Consider the following 18,906-nt stretch of genomic DNA (forward strand, 5'->3'; position numbering starts at 1 on the left):
CACATCCTTGCATGTTAATCTTTATATCCAAATTTCTTCAGGAATGCTTCTTTGAATTTTTCAGGATCCTCTTCATCAATAACCTGAAATAAATCATTATCATTCTTGTTATTTTCTTTTGAGTATTCACTATTATTATCTTCGATTGTGGGATTGTCATTAGAATCGGGACTTGTTTCGTATAAACCAACAATATTTGCAAAACTGTGTTCTTTATTATCAATTTCTTTTTCAGTTTGAGAGTTTTTTCTGATTGCATTTGAAGCTGTTGGCGATGGTGTACTATTACGTTGGTCTCTAATATCCTCTAACTGTTTGTTATAGGCAATACGTTTTTGAAGATTATCATGTCTATTTTTAGTGATTTGTTCACGACTTCTTTTTTGATAGTTCATAAACATATCATAAGACATATTAGCATAATCCATTTGCTCAGGATATAAGGGATTAAGATGGGCTTGAAAAAGGACACCATCGCGAATGTAGTAAATATTCCTCATGCTTGCTTCATCATAACGAATATCCATCTTTACTGTTTCCAAATTGTTTCTCATATATTTGATGAGATAATTATCGGAATTGCACATGTAATGAAGGCCCTTGAAAACAATACCCTGTCTTCCCATGCTAGCTTTGGCAGGCTTCATAAGAGTCCAAATATATTGATTGACATTCATATGGATATATCGTGGAGAATTTTTTTCAGAATAGAATTTCCATAATTCAACAGGTGAAGCTGAAATGTTACGTTCTATCATTTCAGGAGAACGAAAACGACTTTCAATGACGCGATTATTGTGATAAATGATATAGCTAACCATGATTTTTCGCATATCATCAATATTGAGACATGCTGTTTTCTTGTGATCAGAATCATGTCTTTTAAGGATGAGTCCGCGTTTTTCAAAGGTATCTCCCATTGCTAAATTAAACTGGTGGAACTCTTTTTCAACGGTTCCTTTCATCGAGCCAGTCGCAGCTGGAACTAGCTGGATTGCAATATTTAATTCATGACATTTTCTTCTGAATTCTTTTGAGGTAAATTCGCTGCCACGATCGCATCTGAGGGTTCCAGGAAGAATATCTGTTGGCCATAAGTCATCACTTTCAAGTGTTAAATGAGTCTCTGCAAGTAATTGATCTCTTCCTTCTCTTTTAAGATTCATCATAACATTAGAAACTGCTGCGTTAGAATTATCCTCAAAAGAGACGCTGCCAGAGATGATCATCCCGGTTAAGACATCAATAATCAAATACATATGCGCACGATTAACTAATTTTTCAGGATCATTCTTACTTACTAAGTAAATATCGGTAGGGGTGGCATCAATATCACAGAGTTCTCCAGGATAAGTTAAGTCATTACGTTCTGTTCCAATGATTGCGCGATGATTATTTTGATATTCACGTGCGGATGTTCTGATAATTTGATATTCATTTTTGGAAATTTTCTTATTAACGAAATTATAGAATTGTCTCAAAGTTGGATATCTTCCCATCGGATAAAGCACATGATGGGCATTGCCATCCTCATCAATTTCGATGTTACAGTAATGTTTTCTGAGCATTTCTACATAAGCATCTTTTTTTGTTCCGCTATGGGTATGATTTTTGCGAATGGATTCCACCGCTTCATCCATGTTTTTAATATCTTTTTCCGTTAAAATAATGGCAAACTTCTCGCCGCTGATTGTTGTTCTGCCTGCAGGCGTTGAATATTTTTTGCGTCCTAGGGGAGCACCTCTTTGGTCAATTAGACTAGAAAGTTGGCAACCGCTTCGAAGATATTTAATAATTATTTTTCTTAGATTTTGAATTGAAATCCCATATTTATTAGATAATTCTTGAAGAAAATGCTTATTACTTTTTTCTGTTAATTCTAAATAACCTGGTCCGTAATATTCATTGATTTCGTTAATTATATTTAGATTTCTTTCGTATCTTTGTTTTTGCTTAGGAGAGAGATCATCGACGTTTACTATCACTTGTGAAGGCTCGATTTTACGAAAGCTTCCGTTTTCTAGTGATGATAACACGGTTTCAGTTGGCTGTTGTATTAAGGTAAGAGTGAAATTTGGTGAGGTATCCAGACAAAGAATAGTGATGTCGGTTGATACGTAAATGATAGCGTACTTATTATGATGAATGTCTACAATATGATCGCCTATTGAATAATTTATAGACATACGCAGTACCTCCTGTAAGCGCTTGATTTTTTTCGATTGTAGTATAGCACTATTTTCTACGAAATTAATAAAAAAGTTGAGGAAACTAATTAATTAGTAAAAAGGAAGAGCAATAATTGCCCTTCCTTTTATGATAGGAAACTAATAATTGTACAGGAAACTAATTAATTAGTACTAATTACCTTTGTATACACGGTTGTCTAAATGAACGAAACGTTCTCCAATTTCCTGTGTGCGGCCTTTATTCCAGAAGTTATCACCAAGATAGCCACAGGTACGACGACATACGTTTAATGTTTTATGGTTTCTGTTACCACAGTTAGGGCAGTACCATTCACCATTTTCATCAAGTAAGATTTCACCATCGAAACCACATTCCTGACAGTAATCAGATTTAGTATTGATTTCCGCATACTGGATGGTGTCATACATATAGTTGATTAATTCTTTCATGGCTTCAAAGTTATTTGTCATATTTGTGACTTCGACATAAGAGATAGCACCGCCAGAAGAGATGTTCTGGAATTTTGCTTCAAAGCCTAATTTAGAGAAAGCATCGATATGTTCACGAACATTAACGTGATAAGAGTTAGTAATATAGTCTTTATCAGTAACGCCAGGGACAATACCGAAACGACGTTTTAAGGTTCTTGCAAACTTATAAGTGGTAGATTCAGCTGGTGTACCATATAAAGCGAAGCCTAAACCAGTTTCTGCTTTCCAGGTATCAACTGCTTCTCTTAAACGTTTCATAATAGCAGTCCCTAATTCATCACCTTCACGAGAAGTATGAGAAGTACCTAATAATGCTTCGACACATTCATATAAGCCAATATAACCTAATGAAATAGTAGAATAACGAGAATCTAATAATGCATCAATGGTTTCTCCTGGTTTTAAACGAGCGATGGCACCATACTGCCAGTGAATAGGGGAAACATCAGAGATGGTTCCTTTTAAGTTTTCATGTCTTAACATTAAAGCTTCATAACATAATTCTAAACGTTCATCTAAGATCTTCCAGAAGGCATTTAAATTACCACGTGCGGATAAACCAACATCGGTTAAGTTTAATGTCACAACACCCTGGTTGAAACGGCCATACCATTTGTATTCTCCGTTTTCATCCTTGAAAGGAGATAAGAAAGAACGGCAGCCCATCGGACCGAAAACCTGACCTTCATAATTCTGTTTCATGATTTTAGCAGAGATGAAGTCTGGCATCATACGTTTAGAAACACATTTAACAGCTAAGTCTGTTAAATAACGATATTCACTATCATCTGGGACATTGTTTTCATCTAAGACATATAATAACTTAGGGAAAGCTGGTGTAACATAAGCGCCTACAGGGTTCTTCATGCCGACATAACGCTGCTTTAAGACTTCTTCAATTAACATCGCGGTTTCTTTGGTATATTCAGGTTCTTCATTTAAATACATGAAGATCGATAAGAATGGTGCCTGACCATTAGTTGTGGAGAACGTATTGATCTGATACTGAATCGTCTGCACGGCAGCTTTGATTTCATCCTTTAAACGGCTCTGAGCAATCTTTTCGATCTGTTCATCGCTGTAGCTGATGCCGATTTCATGGCCTTCTTTTTCGACAGCTTTCTTATGCTTATTATAAGAAACACGTACGAATGGTGATAAGTGGGCTAATGAGATGGTCTGTCCGCCATACTGACCGCAGGCTACCTGCTGAACGATCTGGGTCGCGATGGTGGCTGCTGTCTGCAGTGATTTAGGGGTTTCAATTAACTTGCCGTTAATGACTGTGCCGTTGGCAAACATATCTTTTAAGTTCACCAGGCAGCAGTTAAACATCTTCTGAATAAAGTAATCCATATCATGGAAATGGATAATGCCATCATCATGCGCCTGGACAATCTTTGTTGGCAACATCATACGACGACAGTAGTCACGGGAGAATTCTCCGGCGATCAAGTCACGCTGAGTGGCTAAAACGGTGGCATCCTTGTTGGAGTTTTCATCCATCGCTTCTTTATTGGTCTGTTTAACGATGCCATAGATTTCTTTATCAATAGTGTTTTCTTCTCTCTGGAATTCACGTACCTTACGATAACCTTCATAAGCTTTCGCAGTTAAAACAGCGCCTTTATCAATTAACTTTTCAAAGACCTGACCTTCAATACGTGTGATATCAATGGCTTTGGCACCATTGTTAGTATGCCATTCTTCTATTTCACTAGCGATCTCATGAGCGATCTTTTCATCGACCATACCGCTGCCGTAGCGCATTGCTTTTAAGATCGCTTTCTCAATTTTGCTGGCGTCAAATGGGACTCTTGACTTATCTCTTTTAATTACTTCCATACGTATTTCTCCTTTTTAAAATGTATATAAAAAATAAATTAATAATTGTTATAAATACAGTGATAAACAGTCCTTGCTTATCGCTATACCCATTAAAACGCATAATAGTTGAAAATGCAACTACTTTTGTTTGTGAAAAAATAACAAGCTTTTTTAAAGCCTTTAAATAGGGGAGTAAAGACTTTTGTCATACTTTTTTCGCATATGATTCAACTTGTTATTATACAATTTTTTCAATAATAAGTTTATGGCAAAGTAAGAGGAAATTGCTTCTAGACATTCAAATAAAAATGTCTAACTTACTTGAAATTCAAAGGAAAGCAAGCGCTTTTGTCGGATTATTATGAATGAAATTGTTGAATACTAAAAAAGGAAGTTTTAAAATGAATGTGTAAAGATTGGAAAGGCGGTAATATTATGAAAACTATGGAGAATATCTCTCATGCAGCACAAAGACGTGCTATGAGTCTTATTATTGATCACGTTTTAACAGGTCTTAAAAAGGATCGTAATAAAGAATACATTAAACTCATCGATATGGCTGAGAAGTTCTATGGGGACGGTTTTACGAAAGAACAGTATCAGGCAGCGAGAGATGCAGTGAATGATCCAAACAACCGTTGGATTAACTTTATCAATCAGGTGATTGATGAAACCAATCCACGCGTTGCCAAGATGACAGCTTTAAACTTAGGTTATGAAGCGTTCTTCAGAGGTACGAAGATGATTCGTCATAACCGTGAAGTTTATAAATGTAATATTCCTTGGCTGATCTTATTTGATCCAACCACAGCCTGCAATATGCACTGTATCGGCTGCTGGTCAGGGACTTATGGACATAAAAACAACTTATCTTTCGAAGATATGGATAAGATTGTCACTCAGGGGAAAGAACTCGGCGTTTATCTTTATATGATGACGGGCGGTGAACCACTCGTACGTAAGAAAGATATCTTAAAACTTGCAGAAAAACATAATGATGTTGAATTTGCCTTATACACTAACTCTACTTTAATCGATGAAGATTTCTGTAAAGAAGTTGTGCGTTTAGGGAACTTAACCTTCTTGTTATCCATTGAAGGTAATGAACATACCAACGATGAACGTCGTGGTGCCGGTCATTATCAGAAAGTCTTAGATGCGATGGCATTACTGAGAAAATACGGGATTATCTTCGGGACTTCCGTATGTTATACAAGCCAGAATATCGATGCCGTTACTAGTGATGACTTCTTCAAATTCATTACTGAGCAGGGCGCACGTTATGGCTTCTACTTCCACTATATGCCAGTCGGAACAAACGCTGTACCAGAATTAATGCCTACGCCACAGCAGCGTAAATATATGATTGATCGTATCCGTGAAGTGCGTTCACCAGATTACCCAATCAACTTCTATCCAATGGACTTCCAGAATGATGGGGAATACGTTGGCGGCTGTATCGCCGGTGGTCGTAACTACTTCCACATTAATTCCAATGGTGATGCAGAACCTTGTGTCTTCATCCATTACTCAAATACCAACATCCATGAAAACTCCATTCTGGAAATGTTACAGAGTCCGATTTTCAAAGCTTATTATGATGGCCAGCCATTCAATAGAGATCATTTAAGACCTTGTCCAATGCTGGAAAACCCAGATAAGTTAAGAAAGATGGTTCATGAAACAGGGGCTCATGATACAAACTTAGAATCACCTGAATCAGTTGAACACTTAACAGCTAAATGTGAACCATATGCTAAGGCTTGGGCACCAGTAGCGGAAGAATACTGGAAGACACATAAACATCCACAGCCTAAGTATGAAAACTACAAACCAGAAAATAGAGATGATTATGCAACCAGCAAATCTTATCTCTATGAAGAATACATGGCTGATCAGAAGAAAGCAGCTAAGTAATAAAGAAGAGTATCGCACCGCGATGCTCTTTTGCCTTTATGGAGCTGTTCATGTATAATGTCTCCTATGGAATTACTAAGAATAAATAAGCACAATCAAGATTATGCCTTTTTCAATGCCCTCAATCAGGAAGCGTTCCCTGATGAAGAACGCTGGGATCTGCATCATGCTCTGCATTATCCCATTCCCGCTGATGTCATGGGCATCTATGATGCAGGCAAGCCAGTAGGCCTCTATATGGCTTTGTCTAATGAGAAAGCTGTCTATGTCTGTTATCTGGCAATTCACAAAGATTTACGTGGGCATGGTTATGGCTCAAAGGCTTTAAAATGTATTTGCGAGCACTATCAAGGCAAACAAATCTGTTTAGACTTAGAAAAACAGGACCCCAAAGCTGATAATGCCCACCAAAGAAAAATAAGAAAGGAGTTTTACTTACATAATGGGTTTTATGAAACCCATTATTCGATGAATTTCTGGGATCTCTCATTTGAATTACTTTGCTTTGATGCGCATTTTGATGCGGACCTTTTTAGAGAATTATGCGTCTATTTAACAACTGATGAGATTGATCCTCATATTATCTGGGAGGGCTAAGATGAAAGAAGTCAAAAAATATCTGCCAGCCGGCTTTGTCGTATTTTTGCTTTATTTGGTTTATTTATACTGGAAACCGCTTATTGGTTTTATTGGCACCATTTTAGGCGCTGCCACGCCGCTTTTTATCGGCTTAATTATTGCCTATATCGTCAATGTCGTGATGATTCGCTTTGAAGCTTTATACAAAAAGATTTTCAAAGGCAAATGTGATGGCGCCAGACGTCCGCTTTGTATTATTCTTTCCTTTGCCAGTGTCATTGCCGTCATTGCTTTAGTCACGGCGATTGTTATGCCACAGGTTATCAATGCCGTCACGGTCATTGTGAAAAACGGTGCTTCCTCACTTACGCCGTATCTGAAAAAATTAGAAAAGTATCCGCAAATTGCGCAATATGCCCAAAGCCTGCAGGCGTCTTTAACCCATGCCTCAAGTTCTGTTTCTAAGCAGTCTTCGGATATTATTCATGGCGTTTTAACCGGGGCAACTGGTGCTTTTTCGAATGTTGTCAAAGCGATCAGTTCGGTTTTCTCTGTTTTATCAGCCTGCCTATTTGGCTTCATCTTTTCTTTATATTTATTAGGTTCTAAAGAAAAGCTTCAGCATCAGTTAGGCATCTTAATCAAGACATACATTCCAAAAGGCTATGATGGCATCTTACATGTCGCCAATGTCTTCAATCATGCCTTCTCTAACTTTATTGTCTGCAAAGCCATTGATGGCTTATCATTAGGTGTTATGACGACCATTGGCTGTCTGATCTTCCATTTTCCTTATGCCATCATGGTGGGGGTTATTATTGGTGTCACAGCTTTAGTACCAATTATTGGGGCTTATGTCGGAGCCGCTATTTCAGCTTTCCTGATCTTTATCGCGAATCCTATCAAAGCGCTCTATTTCTTAATCTTCTATGTGATCCTCCAGCAGATAGATGATAATATCATTTATCCCCGTATTGTCGGTTCATCCTTAGGTTTACCAGCCATCTGGATCTTAGGGGCAGTCACGGTTTTTGGCGGCGTCTTTGGCTTTGTTGGCATGCTTATCGGGGTGCCAATTACGAGCGGTCTTTATACCTTATTAAAAGAAGATGTCATCAGAAGACGTCAAAAAGCGGAAGTCCAATAACTTCCGCTTTTAAAATGCTTTTGAGGCAATCTCTTTGACTAGCTCTAACTTCTTCCACTGCTGGGCTTCACTTAACTTATTACCAATCTCACATGAGGCAAAGCCACATTGCGGGGATAAAGATAATCGATCAGGATCAACATATTCACTTGCCTGCGTTAATCTTTGAATGACTTTTTCTTCATTTTCTAAGAATGGTGATTTCGTGGTAATTAACCCTAAAACCACATGTTTATCTTTGGGGATATAGCGAAGTGGCGTAAAACCGCCAGAGCGTTCATCATCAAACTCTAAGTAGAAACCATCCACATGCTGCTTCGCAAAGACATAAGGGGCTACGGCATCATAAGCGCCGCTAGAGAAGTAGGTAGAATGATAGTTCCCGCGACAAATATGGGTATTGATCGTTAAATCATCAGGGGCCTGATCAATCACGGCATTATTAATATCAATCAGCGTATCCATATAAGCTGGTAATTCTTCTTGACTTAATCCGGTGAGGGATGAGGCGATCTGGGGATTCACAAAGCCGCCCCAGGTGCAGTCATCAAACTGCACAATTCGGCATCCAGCCTCATATAAGTCCTCGATGACTTTGGTATAGCCGTTAATGATATCCTGACGTAAATCTTCTAAGTCAGGATAATACTGCTTCGTGTTTTCTATTTCATCCTGTCCGGTAAAAATCGCATAGAACTGACCTGGGGCAGGGATCGTCTGCTTAGCCTGGGTTTGCTCATCACATAAGGCCTGGACAAATTTAAAATGATCCACAAAAGGATGATGATCCACAGAGATCTTGCCATCGATATGAACGCTATCAATAATGGCGACTTCGCCATTAAATGTTTCATTGCCGCGTTCAATCTGATGATTAATCCCGTTAAAGTTCCAAATAAAGTCTAAATGCCAGGTCGCACGACGGAATTCTCCATCAGTAATGACGTGATAGCCCGCTGCCTTTTCTTTAGCGACTAAATCACGAATGGCATTATCTTCCTGTAATTTAAGCTCTTCATAAGAGAGTTCTCCATTATTATAAGCAGCTCGTGCTTTTCTCAAATAGGCCGGACGTAAGAAACTGCCGACAAAATCATATTTATAATACTGACTCATGGACATACCTTCTTTCTGTTTCGAAAGTATTATAAACCAGGTAGGAAAATATGTATAATACATATAAACTAGCTTTCGCTATAGGAAAAGATTATAATAAGAAACAGGTGAGGCTTATGTATTTATGTTTTGGTATGATCTTTTTTATGTTAGAAATGATCAAGCAATGTTTACTGATTCATGTCGGTTATAACATCTGGTATTTTCCCTTTCAGCTCTGCTCGATGCCGATTTATCTGAACCTGTTTTATGCGTTGACGCATAAAATAAAGTGTATTCCAACTTGGTTAGTAGATTATGGTTTATTAGGGGGCATAGCGGCCTTAATCGTGCATAGCGGGTTTACCGATACCCCTTATCTGTATATTACCATTCACGGCTATCTCTGGCATAGTCTGATGATCTTAGAAGCTTTACTCATTCTTTATAAGGGAGATTTTCATTTCAAAGCTTATGGTCATGCCGTTATGTTATTATTACTATTAGCATCAATCGCCGAAGTCATTAATATCATGGCTCATCCCTATGGGGATTGCGATATGTTTTATATTTCCCCTTACCATTTAAGCTCACAGCCTATCTTTTCTCATATTGATCAGCTTATTGGCCGCCCTCTAGGCATTATCTTTTATCTGCTTTGCATGATGGCGGCAGGGGGAATCTTACATTTACTAGGAGGTCTTTACAATGCACATCGACGTCAAAAATTACACTTATGAGGAGATGCCTGAATACAGTGATGTTATTCCTGGTGCTCATCATATCATCATGAATAAAAAGGAACTATCCTTAGAATATGTACCGGATATTATTTATGATGAAGACAACAACCTACATCTTTATATGATCATGCCTGGTGTCTTTCAGAAGCCTGATCATCGCTTTCCTTGTATTGTCTATGTCCAGGGGTCTGCCTGGCATAAGCAGCGCACCCAGGTAAAAGTGCCGTATTTAAGTGCTTTAGCGAAGCGTGGCTACATGATTGCAATCGTTGAATATCGCGATTCTTCAATCGCCCATTTCCCTTGCTGCATAGAAGATACAAAAAAGGCGATTCGCTATTTACAAAACAATCGTGATACTTATCATTTAACCGATGATTTTATCGTGGCGGGTGATTCCTCTGGCGGTCATACGGCAGCTATGACTGCAGTAACAGCCAATACGGGTTTATTTGGCGGGAAAGTTTCCATTAAAGGCTGTGTTGATTTATATGGCGCGGTCGAATTAACCTTAGAAGATGGTTTTCCTACCACTCTGAATCACCAGCAGGCCGATTCTTATGAAGGCAAGTATGTCGGCTATGATATTCGTGATCATTACCAAGAGGCGATCAAAGCCAATGTGAAAACCTATGCCCATGATTTAAATGTGCCGATGCTTATTGCCCATGGAACCAAAGATCGCTCTGTTTTCTGCCAGCAGTCGGTTAATTTATATGAAGCGCTTAAAAAAGAAGGAAAAGATGTCGATCTCTATCTGATTGATGGCGCTGATCATGGTGGCGCAGCGTTCTGGAGTGAAGAAATGATCAGCATCTATGATGCCTTTATGAAAAAGTGCTTAAACAAGCAATAGGCTTGTAATTTTAAAAGAGTTTGGTAAACTAAAAACCGGTGAATACAATGAATGAAGAGCAACTGATTACTTATTACAATAAGTTTAACGAAGATAAACGTTTAAAAACAAAACATGCCCGCGTGGAATATTTAACAGCCATGCATTATATCCATGAATGTTTAAGACAGACAAGCGGTAAGAAGATCTTAGACTTAGGGGCCGGAACAGGCGCCTATGCCTTGCCCTTATTTGAAGAAGGCTATGATGTGACAGCCGTTGAACTGGTTAAACATAACTTACGGACAATGCAGATGAAAGCACCGCAGCTAGATGCCAGGTGGGGCAATGCAATGGACTTAAGCGCTTTTGCGGATGACAGTTTTGATGTCATTTTAATGTTTGGCCCGATGTATCATCTGATTAGTCATGAAGATAAGATGACGGCTTTAAAGGAAGCCAAAAGAGTGATCAAAAAAGATGGCTTTATATTAATAAGCTATTGTATGAATGAATATGCCATTATTACTCATGGCATTAAAGAAGGCTTTTTAAAAGCGTCTGTTCAAGACAACCAGGTTGATGAGACCTATCATGTCCTCTCGGCGCCAGAAGATCTTTATAGCTATGTGCGTTTAGAAGATATCAATCGTTTACAAGCGGAAGCGCAGCTTTCTCGCTATAAGATCATTGTCCAGGACGGAATGGCTGAATATCTTAAAAAAGAGATCAATACAATGGATGAAGAAACCTTCACCTTAGTGATGGATTATCATCTGAAAAACTGTGAAAGACCAGAACTGTTAGGGTATTCCCGACATGTTCTCGATATACTAACAAAGGAGTAGAGATATGAGTGAAAAAAGAGAAGATCCAGGTTTCCCACAAGGGGAAGTCGGAGAGAGAATGTTAAAAAGGATGAATACATCCCATGCCCCATTAAGAGATTGGGGATTACCACATTATCAGTGGCAAGACCATTTACATATTTTAGATGTCGGCTGTGGCGGTGGCGCTACGATTAAGGATATGCTTGGCTATTCAAAAGGCAGTATTATTGAAGGCATTGATTATGCCGAGAAGTCTGTTGAACAGGCGAAGCTTTATAATGCCGAAGATTTAGGGACAAGAGTCTTCATTCAGCAGGCTGATGTTGCCCATCTGCCAGGTGAAGATAACACGTTTGATTTAGTGACTGCCGTGGAAACTGTTTATTTCTGGCCAGATATCAAAGCAGCGATGAAAGAGATTCTGCGTGTCTTAAAACCTGGCGGCCAGTTTATGATCCTCTGTGAAGGCAGTGATCCTGATCATTTAGACTGGCCTGAAATTGATACACCGCTCACGATCTATCGTCCAGAAGAACTCGTTACGCTCTTAGCGCAAAGCGGATATCAGGCTGCCTCTTATGATAAAGGCCCAGGACAGTTTATTTGTGTCATAGGACAAAAATAATAACTTTTAGTCAATCTGAAAAGATTGACTCTTTTTGTTTGTAAATATACAAAAAGTCATGTGAAATTTTTGAATATTGTATGAAAGTATTTTGTGCACGCTTACATTTGTGCTATAATAGTGCTTACATAAAAGAAGAAAGCGAGGATATTATGGATCATACATTATTAAAACTCGGTATCTACAATGATACCGGGAAAGTACATTATAACTTAGGTGCGGCTGCCTTAGTCGAAGAAGCCCTCAAAAGAGGAGAAGGGATCTTAACTGATACCGGCGCTCTTTCTATTAAAACAGGAAAATATACAGGCCGTTCGCCTGATGATAAATTTATCGTTGATACACCAGAAGATCATGATCATGTCAACTGGGGTGATGTCAACCGTCCGATGAGCGTGGACGCTTATAACGCTTTAAAAGAACGTATTATGACATATTTGGGAGATAAGGAATTATATGTCTTCCAGGGCTTTGCGGGAGCTGATCAGCGTTACTCACGTAAGTTCATGGTTGTCAATGAACGCGCCTGCCAGAACTTATTCATTCATCAGCTGCTGATTCGTCCTAACGAAGAAGAATTGGAAGAATATGGTGATCAGGATTACACCATCTTAGCTGTCCCAGGCTTTAAGTGTGTCCCAGAAAGAGATGGAACGCACTCTGAAGCAGCCATTGTCGTTAACTTTGCGGATCATATGGTCTTAATTGCTGGAACAGAATATAGCGGCGAAATTAAGAAATCTGTCTTCACGGTCATGAACTATGTCATGCCATTAGAAGAAAATGTCTTACCAATGCACTGTTCATGTAACATGAACCCGAAAACCAGAGGCACCGCTGTTTTCTTTGGTTTATCAGGAACAGGTAAAACAACCTTATCTGCTGATCCAAACCGTTTATTGATCGGTGATGATGAACATGGCTGGTCAGATGATCATGTCTTCAACTTTGAAGGCGGCTGCTATGCAAAATGTATTAACTTAACTCAGGATGGCGAACCTTATATTTATAACGCCATTAAATTCGGTGCTGAAGTCGAAAACGTCATCGTTGACCCAGTGACTCGAATCCCTGATTATTTCGATGGCACCATCACTTTAAATACCCGTGTCGGCTATCCGTTAGAATATATCGATAATGCCATTACCCCATCGGTCGGGATTGCTCCTGATGTCGTTATTTTCTTAACCGCTGATGCTTTTGGTGTTTTACCACCAATCTCTAAGTTAAGTGAAGAAGCTGCGATGTATCACTTCGTGACTGGCTTTACTTCTAAAGTTGCCGGAACAGAACGTGGCATCACCGAACCACAGCCAACCTTCTCAACTTTATTTGGGGAACCATTTATGCCATTATCACCTGATATCTATGCGAAGATGTTAGGGGAAAAGATTGAAAAGAACAATGTTCGCGTGTACTTAATCAATACGGGCTGGACTGGTGGTCCATATGGTGTCGGTCATCGTATGCGTCTGAACTATACCCGTGAAATGGTCACTGCAGCCTTAAATGGCGATATTGAAAAATCAAGATTCATTCATGATAAGCGATTCAATTTAGAAATTCCTCAGGAATGTCCAAATGTTCCACATCATATCATGAATCCAAAATCAACATGGCAGGATCGTCAGGCGTACGATGCGCAGGCTGATAAATTAGCGAGAATGTTTATGGAAAACTTTGAAAAGAAGTATCCACATATGCCTGAAGAAATCAAAAATGCCGGCCCTAAACCATTAGACTAATTTAAAAAGGACAAGATCTCAAAATCTTGTCCTTTTTCTTAGTCTGAAATATCACTATCCATCGCCATAATAATGCGGTAATCAGGATATAACTCTTCGACATCACCATGGATATGATTGAATAAAGCCGGTCTGTCCTCGGCATCAAAGTCGATGATAATATCAAACTGAATCGTTTTTTCTTCTTCATTGACATAGAACCCATGCATCTGTAATACATGATCATGCCCCATCACACAGTCATGAATCTTATCTTCCATCTCTTTGATATGATTGTTAAGGGTATTGATTGAATAAACTCCAATCCCCGTTAAGAGCACATGATATTTTTCATAAATAGTGTGGGAAATCTTACGTGATAATTCATCAATATCACGGGCGGTCATCGTATCAAGAACTTCAATATGAACACTCCCTAAGAAACGATCAACACCATAACTGTTTAAGACTAAGTCATAACTGCCATTGACACCATCAAAGCTATTAATCGTTTCCTTGATTTCTTTCGATAAGTGTGAATCAATACGTTCCCCTAAAATCTGTGATAAGGTATCTTTCAACAAATCAATACCACTCTTAATGATGATCGCCGCAATAATCGCCCCTAAATAAGCTTCCAAAGAAATATGGAAGAAGATATAGATGATCGCCGCTACTAAAGTCGTTACAGAGATAATGGCATCATTTAAAGCATCTTCTCCAGAGGCAATTAAGGAATTAGAATTCACTTTCTGACCTCTCTTTTTTACAAATAACCCTAAAAGTACTTTTACAACGACCCCAACACTGACAATGACTAAAGCAATAGTTTTATAGTCTGGGCTGCTTGGATGGAAAATACTTTTGATTGATTCCACAAAGGCAGTAATACCAGCATAGAGAACGATACAGGAAATAATAGTAGCTGATAAATATTCAACACGTCCATAACCCATTGGATGTTTCGCATCAGGCGCTTTATTCGCGAGTTTCGTTCCGACAATAGTAATCACACTCGATAAGGCATCTGATAAGTTATTCACTGCATCCATAGTAATAGCAATCGAATGAGAAATCACGCCGACAAAAGCTTTAAAAGCCGCTAAAGCAATATTTGTAAGAATACCAATAATACTTGTTTGAATAATAATCGCATCACGATTTTGCATATGCATTCCTCCCTAATGATTGTGCACAATTAAGTATATCATTCTTTCTAGAAAATGAAAGAGACTCTTTTGTTTGTATAGTTAGTTATTAGGCAGTTATTGGGTGTTTTAATGTGTTATTGGGTGTTTTAATGTGTTATTGGGTGTTTTAATGTGTTATTGGGTGTTTTAATGTGTTATTGGGTCCTTATAATGTGTTATAGGACGTTATTTAAAAGAGGCGGGAAAGATTCCTGCCTCTTATAAGACTTACTTAATAATCCATTGACCAAATTTCTTTGAACCGATATGTTCAATTAAGTGTTTTGATTGTAATTTTCTAATGTGATATTACACTGCATCGATAGTCCAATTTAATTCTTTTGCAAGAAGAGCTTGAGTGAATTCTGGATGTACTTTTAAGGCACTTAAAATCTCATTTTCCTTATCAGTTTAATATAATGGAATTATGATGTGTTTCTGTTTTAATAGGGATAGTATGTGTATTTTCTCCTCTTGTCGCTGGATCGATGACACCAAATTGATCTGTCTCAAAAGGACGTCGGAAAAATGTGATAGGAAGAGCAATACGGGGGATACCGGATCCCTAGGATTCGAGTACTTGATCTTTAGAAAAAAACGACTACCCATGGATTATTCTTAATACCAAAACCAATGTCCCGTCAATGCCATTAGCGAAGGCGACTACAGTTTTTAAAATTCGTTTTGAACTTTTGAAATGATCCCAATTCATAGAGATGCTCCTCATATTTGTGATTGCGAATGAAAGAACTTATATTACTTTTATGATAGTACAAAAAAAGAAGAAAAAACTATTTTTTCTTCTTCATTTCAGCGATTCTTGTTTTATTGTATTCGTTGTAGGCTTTCTTGAATTGTGGACTCATGGCAGAGGCTGAGACATTGGAAAGAATGATCGCAGTCACAATAATGATCGCCCAGGCTGCAATATGGTGAGCGAGTTTACGCGTTTTAAATAAAGGTAGTTTTTCTTTAAGTCCGCCATAATCTAATTCGACAAACAAACCAAAGCCAATCATAATATAGATAATAACTGAAGAGACTTTAAAAAGAATGCGATCCGCCATCGTCATAGCGTTGGCCACGGCAGGAGAGTAGATCTTCGCAAAGTCTGAATTATGTAAGACGGAAAAAGTCATAATTAAAGTCCCTAAAAAGGCAAACCAGATAATAAGTCGTTTAATGGAAATTTTCATGTTATTCCTCCTCGTCTCTTATTCTATCATAAATGAAAGTGTATTCAAAAGACAATAAAACATGATACAATAGAAAAGAAATGGGGGAATGCAGATGTTCATTAATGGACTTACAGGAGCGGTCATGATGATCGTCGCTTTAATATTCTGGTGGTATAAGATTTTATCCCATCCAACCTTTATTTTTATTATGTGTGTCCTGATTATTATGATGTTTGTCGGTGTTGGGGCTATTTATAATGCATATGAACCAGGGGATACACCAATTTATGTCAGTATTATAAGCAGTTACTGGCCAATTGTGGTTTCAAGTATTATTTCATTGATTGTGGTACCAATTCGTTTTAAGAAAGATGAAGAAAACAAAAAATAGTTATATCTCTATTAGATCAAAAAAATGTTGCTATAAATGTATTTAATATAAAACCACTTATTTAGGCAAAAATAGAAAAAATTGAGTGATTTTTAAAAGTAGTAACTTTAAAGATAAATGAAGACAATAAAAGAGATCTCTTTGTGTTGAGATCTCTTTAAAGTACTTTATTTTTTAGTGATGAAGCCTTTAGCTTTTAATAATTCAGCACATAAGACGCCGCCACCAGCTGCGCCACGGATGGTGTTATGAGATAAGCCGACGAATTTCCAGTCATAAACCTTATCTTCTCTTAAACGACCAACGGAAACACCGAAGCCATTTTCATAGTTAACATCTAAGGTAACCTGTGGACGATTATCATCTTCTAAGTACTGGATGAACTGTTTTGGGGCATTAGGTAAACCTAAGCGCTGTGGTTCACCAGAGAATGATGTCATCGCATCAATTAACTGCTGTTTTGTAGGATTCTTTCTGAATTTTACGAAGACCGCAGCCGTGTGGCCATATAATACTGGGACACGGATACACTGTGAAGTAATGGTAATGGTATCTTCACCAAGTGGAACAATTTCTTTCTTTTCATGATCGACATGACCCCATACACGTAATGGTTCACGTTCTGATTTTTCTTCTTCACCGCCGATATAAGGAATAATATTGCCAACCATTTCTGGCCATTCCTTAAAGTTTTTACCAGCCCCGGAAATAGCCTGATAAGTCGTTACAACAACTTCGTAAGGTTCGAATTCTTTCCAGGCTGTTAAGACTGGTGTATAAGACTGAATAGAGCAGTTAGGTTTAACAGCTACGAATCCACGTTTAGTGCCTAAACGTTCCTTCTGATACTGAATAACATCAGTTGCGTCTGGGTTGATTTCAGGAATAATCATTGGAACATCAGGGGTCCAGCGATGGGCGGAGTTGTTAGAAACAACAGGTGTTTCTGTCTTCGCATACGCTTCTTCAATTTTCTTGATTTCATCTTTACTCATATCAACTGCTGAGAAAACAAAGTCAACCTGACTTGCGACTTCTTCAACGTCATTAACGTTGTAACAAACAAGATCTTTGACTGCGGCTGGAATAGGGGTATCCATCTTCCAGCGTCCGCTGACTGCTTCTTCATAAGTTTTCCCCGCACTTCTTGGGCTGGCAGCAACGGTTGTCACTTCAAACCAAGGGTGATTTTCTAATAATGCAATGAATCTCTGGCCTACCATACCAGTAGCGCCAAGAATACCGACTCGTAATTTTTCGCTCATTTTACTCTCCGTTTCATAAATATAAAATTTCTTTCCTTTATTTCGAAAAATAGAAAAGAATATATCGAGATATTCGGTAAAGACGAATAATCGATATCTTATGCAATATCATACATAAAAAAGACGCAAAATACAAGGAAATTGCGTACTTTCTTTAAGGAAAATATACAGAGGGGGAGGGAAATGTTGGAAAAGTAAATGAAAGGGAGAAAAACGGATTTCAAATGCGGTTTTGAAAAACGTGTCTGACGCTTCTTCGCTATAATGGAGTCACAAAGAGAAAAGGAGTGACGACAATGATCGAAAATTATTTAGAGTTAATGCATTTCACATTAGAAGATATGAAGGACTATTTAGAAGAGATCAGTGGCAGTGAAGAGGTGGAAGACTGCTTCTTAGAACGTCAGGTAAAGGCGTTTGTCGAGAAACATAAAAAAGAATACTTAGCCTACGCCTTAACGGCTTTGATGAACGCTCAAGGGGCGAGTGAAATGGAATATCATTTTGTGATGATCAATTACTTCTTTCATGGTGAAGAAGTGGTAGAGAAGATGAAGGCGGCTTTAAAACCACTCATCTTAGCGACCCAGAAACCTATTGCCATTTATCGCTTGTTACGTCATATTATGGACTTAGACTGTGCGAGTCTGATTGATGCCTTATATCAGGCCGGCTATCTCACTTTACAGCAGGCGGCTTACTTATGTCTGGTCGAGAAAAATATTGACTTAGCCTATACATATTTAATGGCCTGTGATACGATGCCTAAAGAAGCCCTGCTTGATTATTTCCACTCTTATTCGACGACGGGCTATTATGCATTGAAGAAACACTTTAAGAAATCCGCAAAACTGTCTTTATCACTCGGCACTTATTAAG

16 protein-coding genes are annotated in these 18,906 nt (G+C 38.3%); 10 read left to right on the forward strand and 6 right to left on the reverse strand.

Translation table 11 applies throughout. The features are described 5' to 3' along the window. Window positions 1–14: 14 nt before the first annotated feature. Window positions 15–2,186, reverse strand: a complete 2,172-nt coding sequence (locus tag SG0102_RS02515; RefSeq protein WP_125118490.1) for an integrase catalytic domain-containing protein — start codon at window positions 2,184–2,186, stop codon at window positions 15–17. Between the two features lie 174 nt (window positions 2,187–2,360). Next, window positions 2,361–4,526, reverse strand: a complete 2,166-nt coding sequence (gene nrdD, locus SG0102_RS02520) for an anaerobic ribonucleoside-triphosphate reductase (protein WP_125118491.1) — start codon at window positions 4,524–4,526, stop codon at window positions 2,361–2,363. A gap of 417 nt (window positions 4,527–4,943) precedes the next feature. Between nrdD and SG0102_RS02525 the strand changes: the two genes are divergently transcribed. The 3 genes from SG0102_RS02525 (at window position 4,944) to SG0102_RS02535 (ending at window position 8,151) form a co-directional block, all read left to right on the forward strand. Beyond that, window positions 4,944–6,425, forward strand: coding sequence for a radical SAM protein (locus SG0102_RS02525; protein WP_231999846.1), 1,482 nt, complete (start codon window positions 4,944–4,946; stop codon window positions 6,423–6,425). A 66-nt stretch (window positions 6,426–6,491) separates the two neighbouring features. Beyond that, the gene (locus SG0102_RS02530) at window positions 6,492–7,022 is read left to right on the forward strand and encodes a GNAT family N-acetyltransferase (protein ID WP_157982954.1); all 531 of its coding nucleotides are present in this window, start codon (window positions 6,492–6,494) and stop codon (window positions 7,020–7,022) included. Between the two features lies 1 nt (window position 7,023). Next, window positions 7,024–8,151 carry an AI-2E family transporter gene (locus SG0102_RS02535; RefSeq protein WP_157982955.1) on the forward strand — a complete coding sequence of 376 codons (1,128 nt, stop codon included), beginning with the start codon at window positions 7,024–7,026 and terminating at the stop codon, window positions 8,149–8,151. A gap of 9 nt (window positions 8,152–8,160) precedes the next feature. Here SG0102_RS02535 and SG0102_RS02540 read toward each other — a convergent pair whose 3' ends face one another. Continuing rightward, window positions 8,161–9,267 (reverse strand): 5-methyltetrahydropteroyltriglutamate--homocysteine S-methyltransferase, encoded by a 1,107-nt coding sequence (locus SG0102_RS02540; protein ID WP_125118494.1) that lies wholly within the window; start codon window positions 9,265–9,267, stop codon window positions 8,161–8,163. A gap of 50 nt (window positions 9,268–9,317) precedes the next feature. Between SG0102_RS02540 and SG0102_RS02545 the strand changes: the two genes are divergently transcribed. The 5 genes from SG0102_RS02545 (at window position 9,318) to pckA (ending at window position 14,024) form a co-directional block, all read left to right on the forward strand. Continuing rightward, window positions 9,318–9,986, forward strand: coding sequence for a TMEM164 family acyltransferase (locus SG0102_RS02545; RefSeq protein ID WP_125118495.1), 669 nt, complete (start codon window positions 9,318–9,320; stop codon window positions 9,984–9,986). After that, window positions 9,955–10,845: an alpha/beta hydrolase gene (locus SG0102_RS02550; RefSeq protein WP_125118496.1), complete on the forward strand. Its 891-nt coding sequence runs from the start codon at window positions 9,955–9,957 to the stop codon at window positions 10,843–10,845. Before SG0102_RS02545 ends, SG0102_RS02550 begins: the two co-directional genes overlap by 32 nt. A gap of 47 nt (window positions 10,846–10,892) precedes the next feature. Next, window positions 10,893–11,672 carry a class I SAM-dependent methyltransferase gene (locus tag SG0102_RS02555; protein ID WP_125118497.1) on the forward strand — a complete coding sequence of 260 codons (780 nt, stop codon included), beginning with the start codon at window positions 10,893–10,895 and terminating at the stop codon, window positions 11,670–11,672. Window positions 11,673–11,676: 4 nt separating this feature from the next. Continuing rightward, entirely contained in the window at window positions 11,677–12,279 is a 603-nt protein-coding gene (locus tag SG0102_RS02560; RefSeq protein WP_125118498.1) for a class I SAM-dependent methyltransferase, read from the forward strand. A gap of 152 nt (window positions 12,280–12,431) precedes the next feature. Then, entirely contained in the window at window positions 12,432–14,024 is a 1,593-nt protein-coding gene (gene pckA / locus SG0102_RS02565; protein ID WP_125118499.1) for a phosphoenolpyruvate carboxykinase (ATP), read from the forward strand. Between the two features lie 38 nt (window positions 14,025–14,062). On the opposite strand, the gene SG0102_RS02570 is transcribed toward pckA, so the two are convergent. Continuing rightward, window positions 14,063–15,172 (reverse strand): cation diffusion facilitator family transporter, encoded by a 1,110-nt coding sequence (locus SG0102_RS02570; RefSeq protein ID WP_197715066.1) that lies wholly within the window; start codon window positions 15,170–15,172, stop codon window positions 14,063–14,065. Between the two features lie 812 nt (window positions 15,173–15,984). Beyond that, window positions 15,985–16,389: a hypothetical protein gene (locus tag SG0102_RS02575; protein ID WP_125118501.1), complete on the reverse strand. Its 405-nt coding sequence runs from the start codon at window positions 16,387–16,389 to the stop codon at window positions 15,985–15,987. Window positions 16,390–16,483: 94 nt separating this feature from the next. Between SG0102_RS02575 and SG0102_RS02580 the strand changes: the two genes are divergently transcribed. Beyond that, on the forward strand, window positions 16,484–16,762 hold the full coding sequence (locus SG0102_RS02580; RefSeq protein WP_125118502.1) for a hypothetical protein: 279 nt from the start codon (window positions 16,484–16,486) through the stop codon (window positions 16,760–16,762). 167 nt (window positions 16,763–16,929) lie between these two features. Here the strand turns inward: SG0102_RS02580 and asd are convergent, their stop codons facing one another. Then, window positions 16,930–18,027 (reverse strand): aspartate-semialdehyde dehydrogenase, encoded by a 1,098-nt coding sequence (gene asd / locus SG0102_RS02585; protein WP_125118503.1) that lies wholly within the window; start codon window positions 18,025–18,027, stop codon window positions 16,930–16,932. 296 nt (window positions 18,028–18,323) lie between these two features. On the opposite strand from asd, the gene SG0102_RS02590 reads away from it, so the two are divergent. Continuing rightward, the gene (locus SG0102_RS02590) at window positions 18,324–18,905 is read left to right on the forward strand and encodes a hypothetical protein (RefSeq protein WP_125118504.1); all 582 of its coding nucleotides are present in this window, start codon (window positions 18,324–18,326) and stop codon (window positions 18,903–18,905) included. The last annotated feature ends 1 nt before the right edge of the window (window position 18,906 follow it).

Source organism: Intestinibaculum porci, from assembly GCF_003925875.1.
GTDB classification, from domain to species: domain Bacteria; phylum Bacillota_I; class Bacilli_A; order Erysipelotrichales; family Coprobacillaceae; genus Intestinibaculum; species Intestinibaculum porci.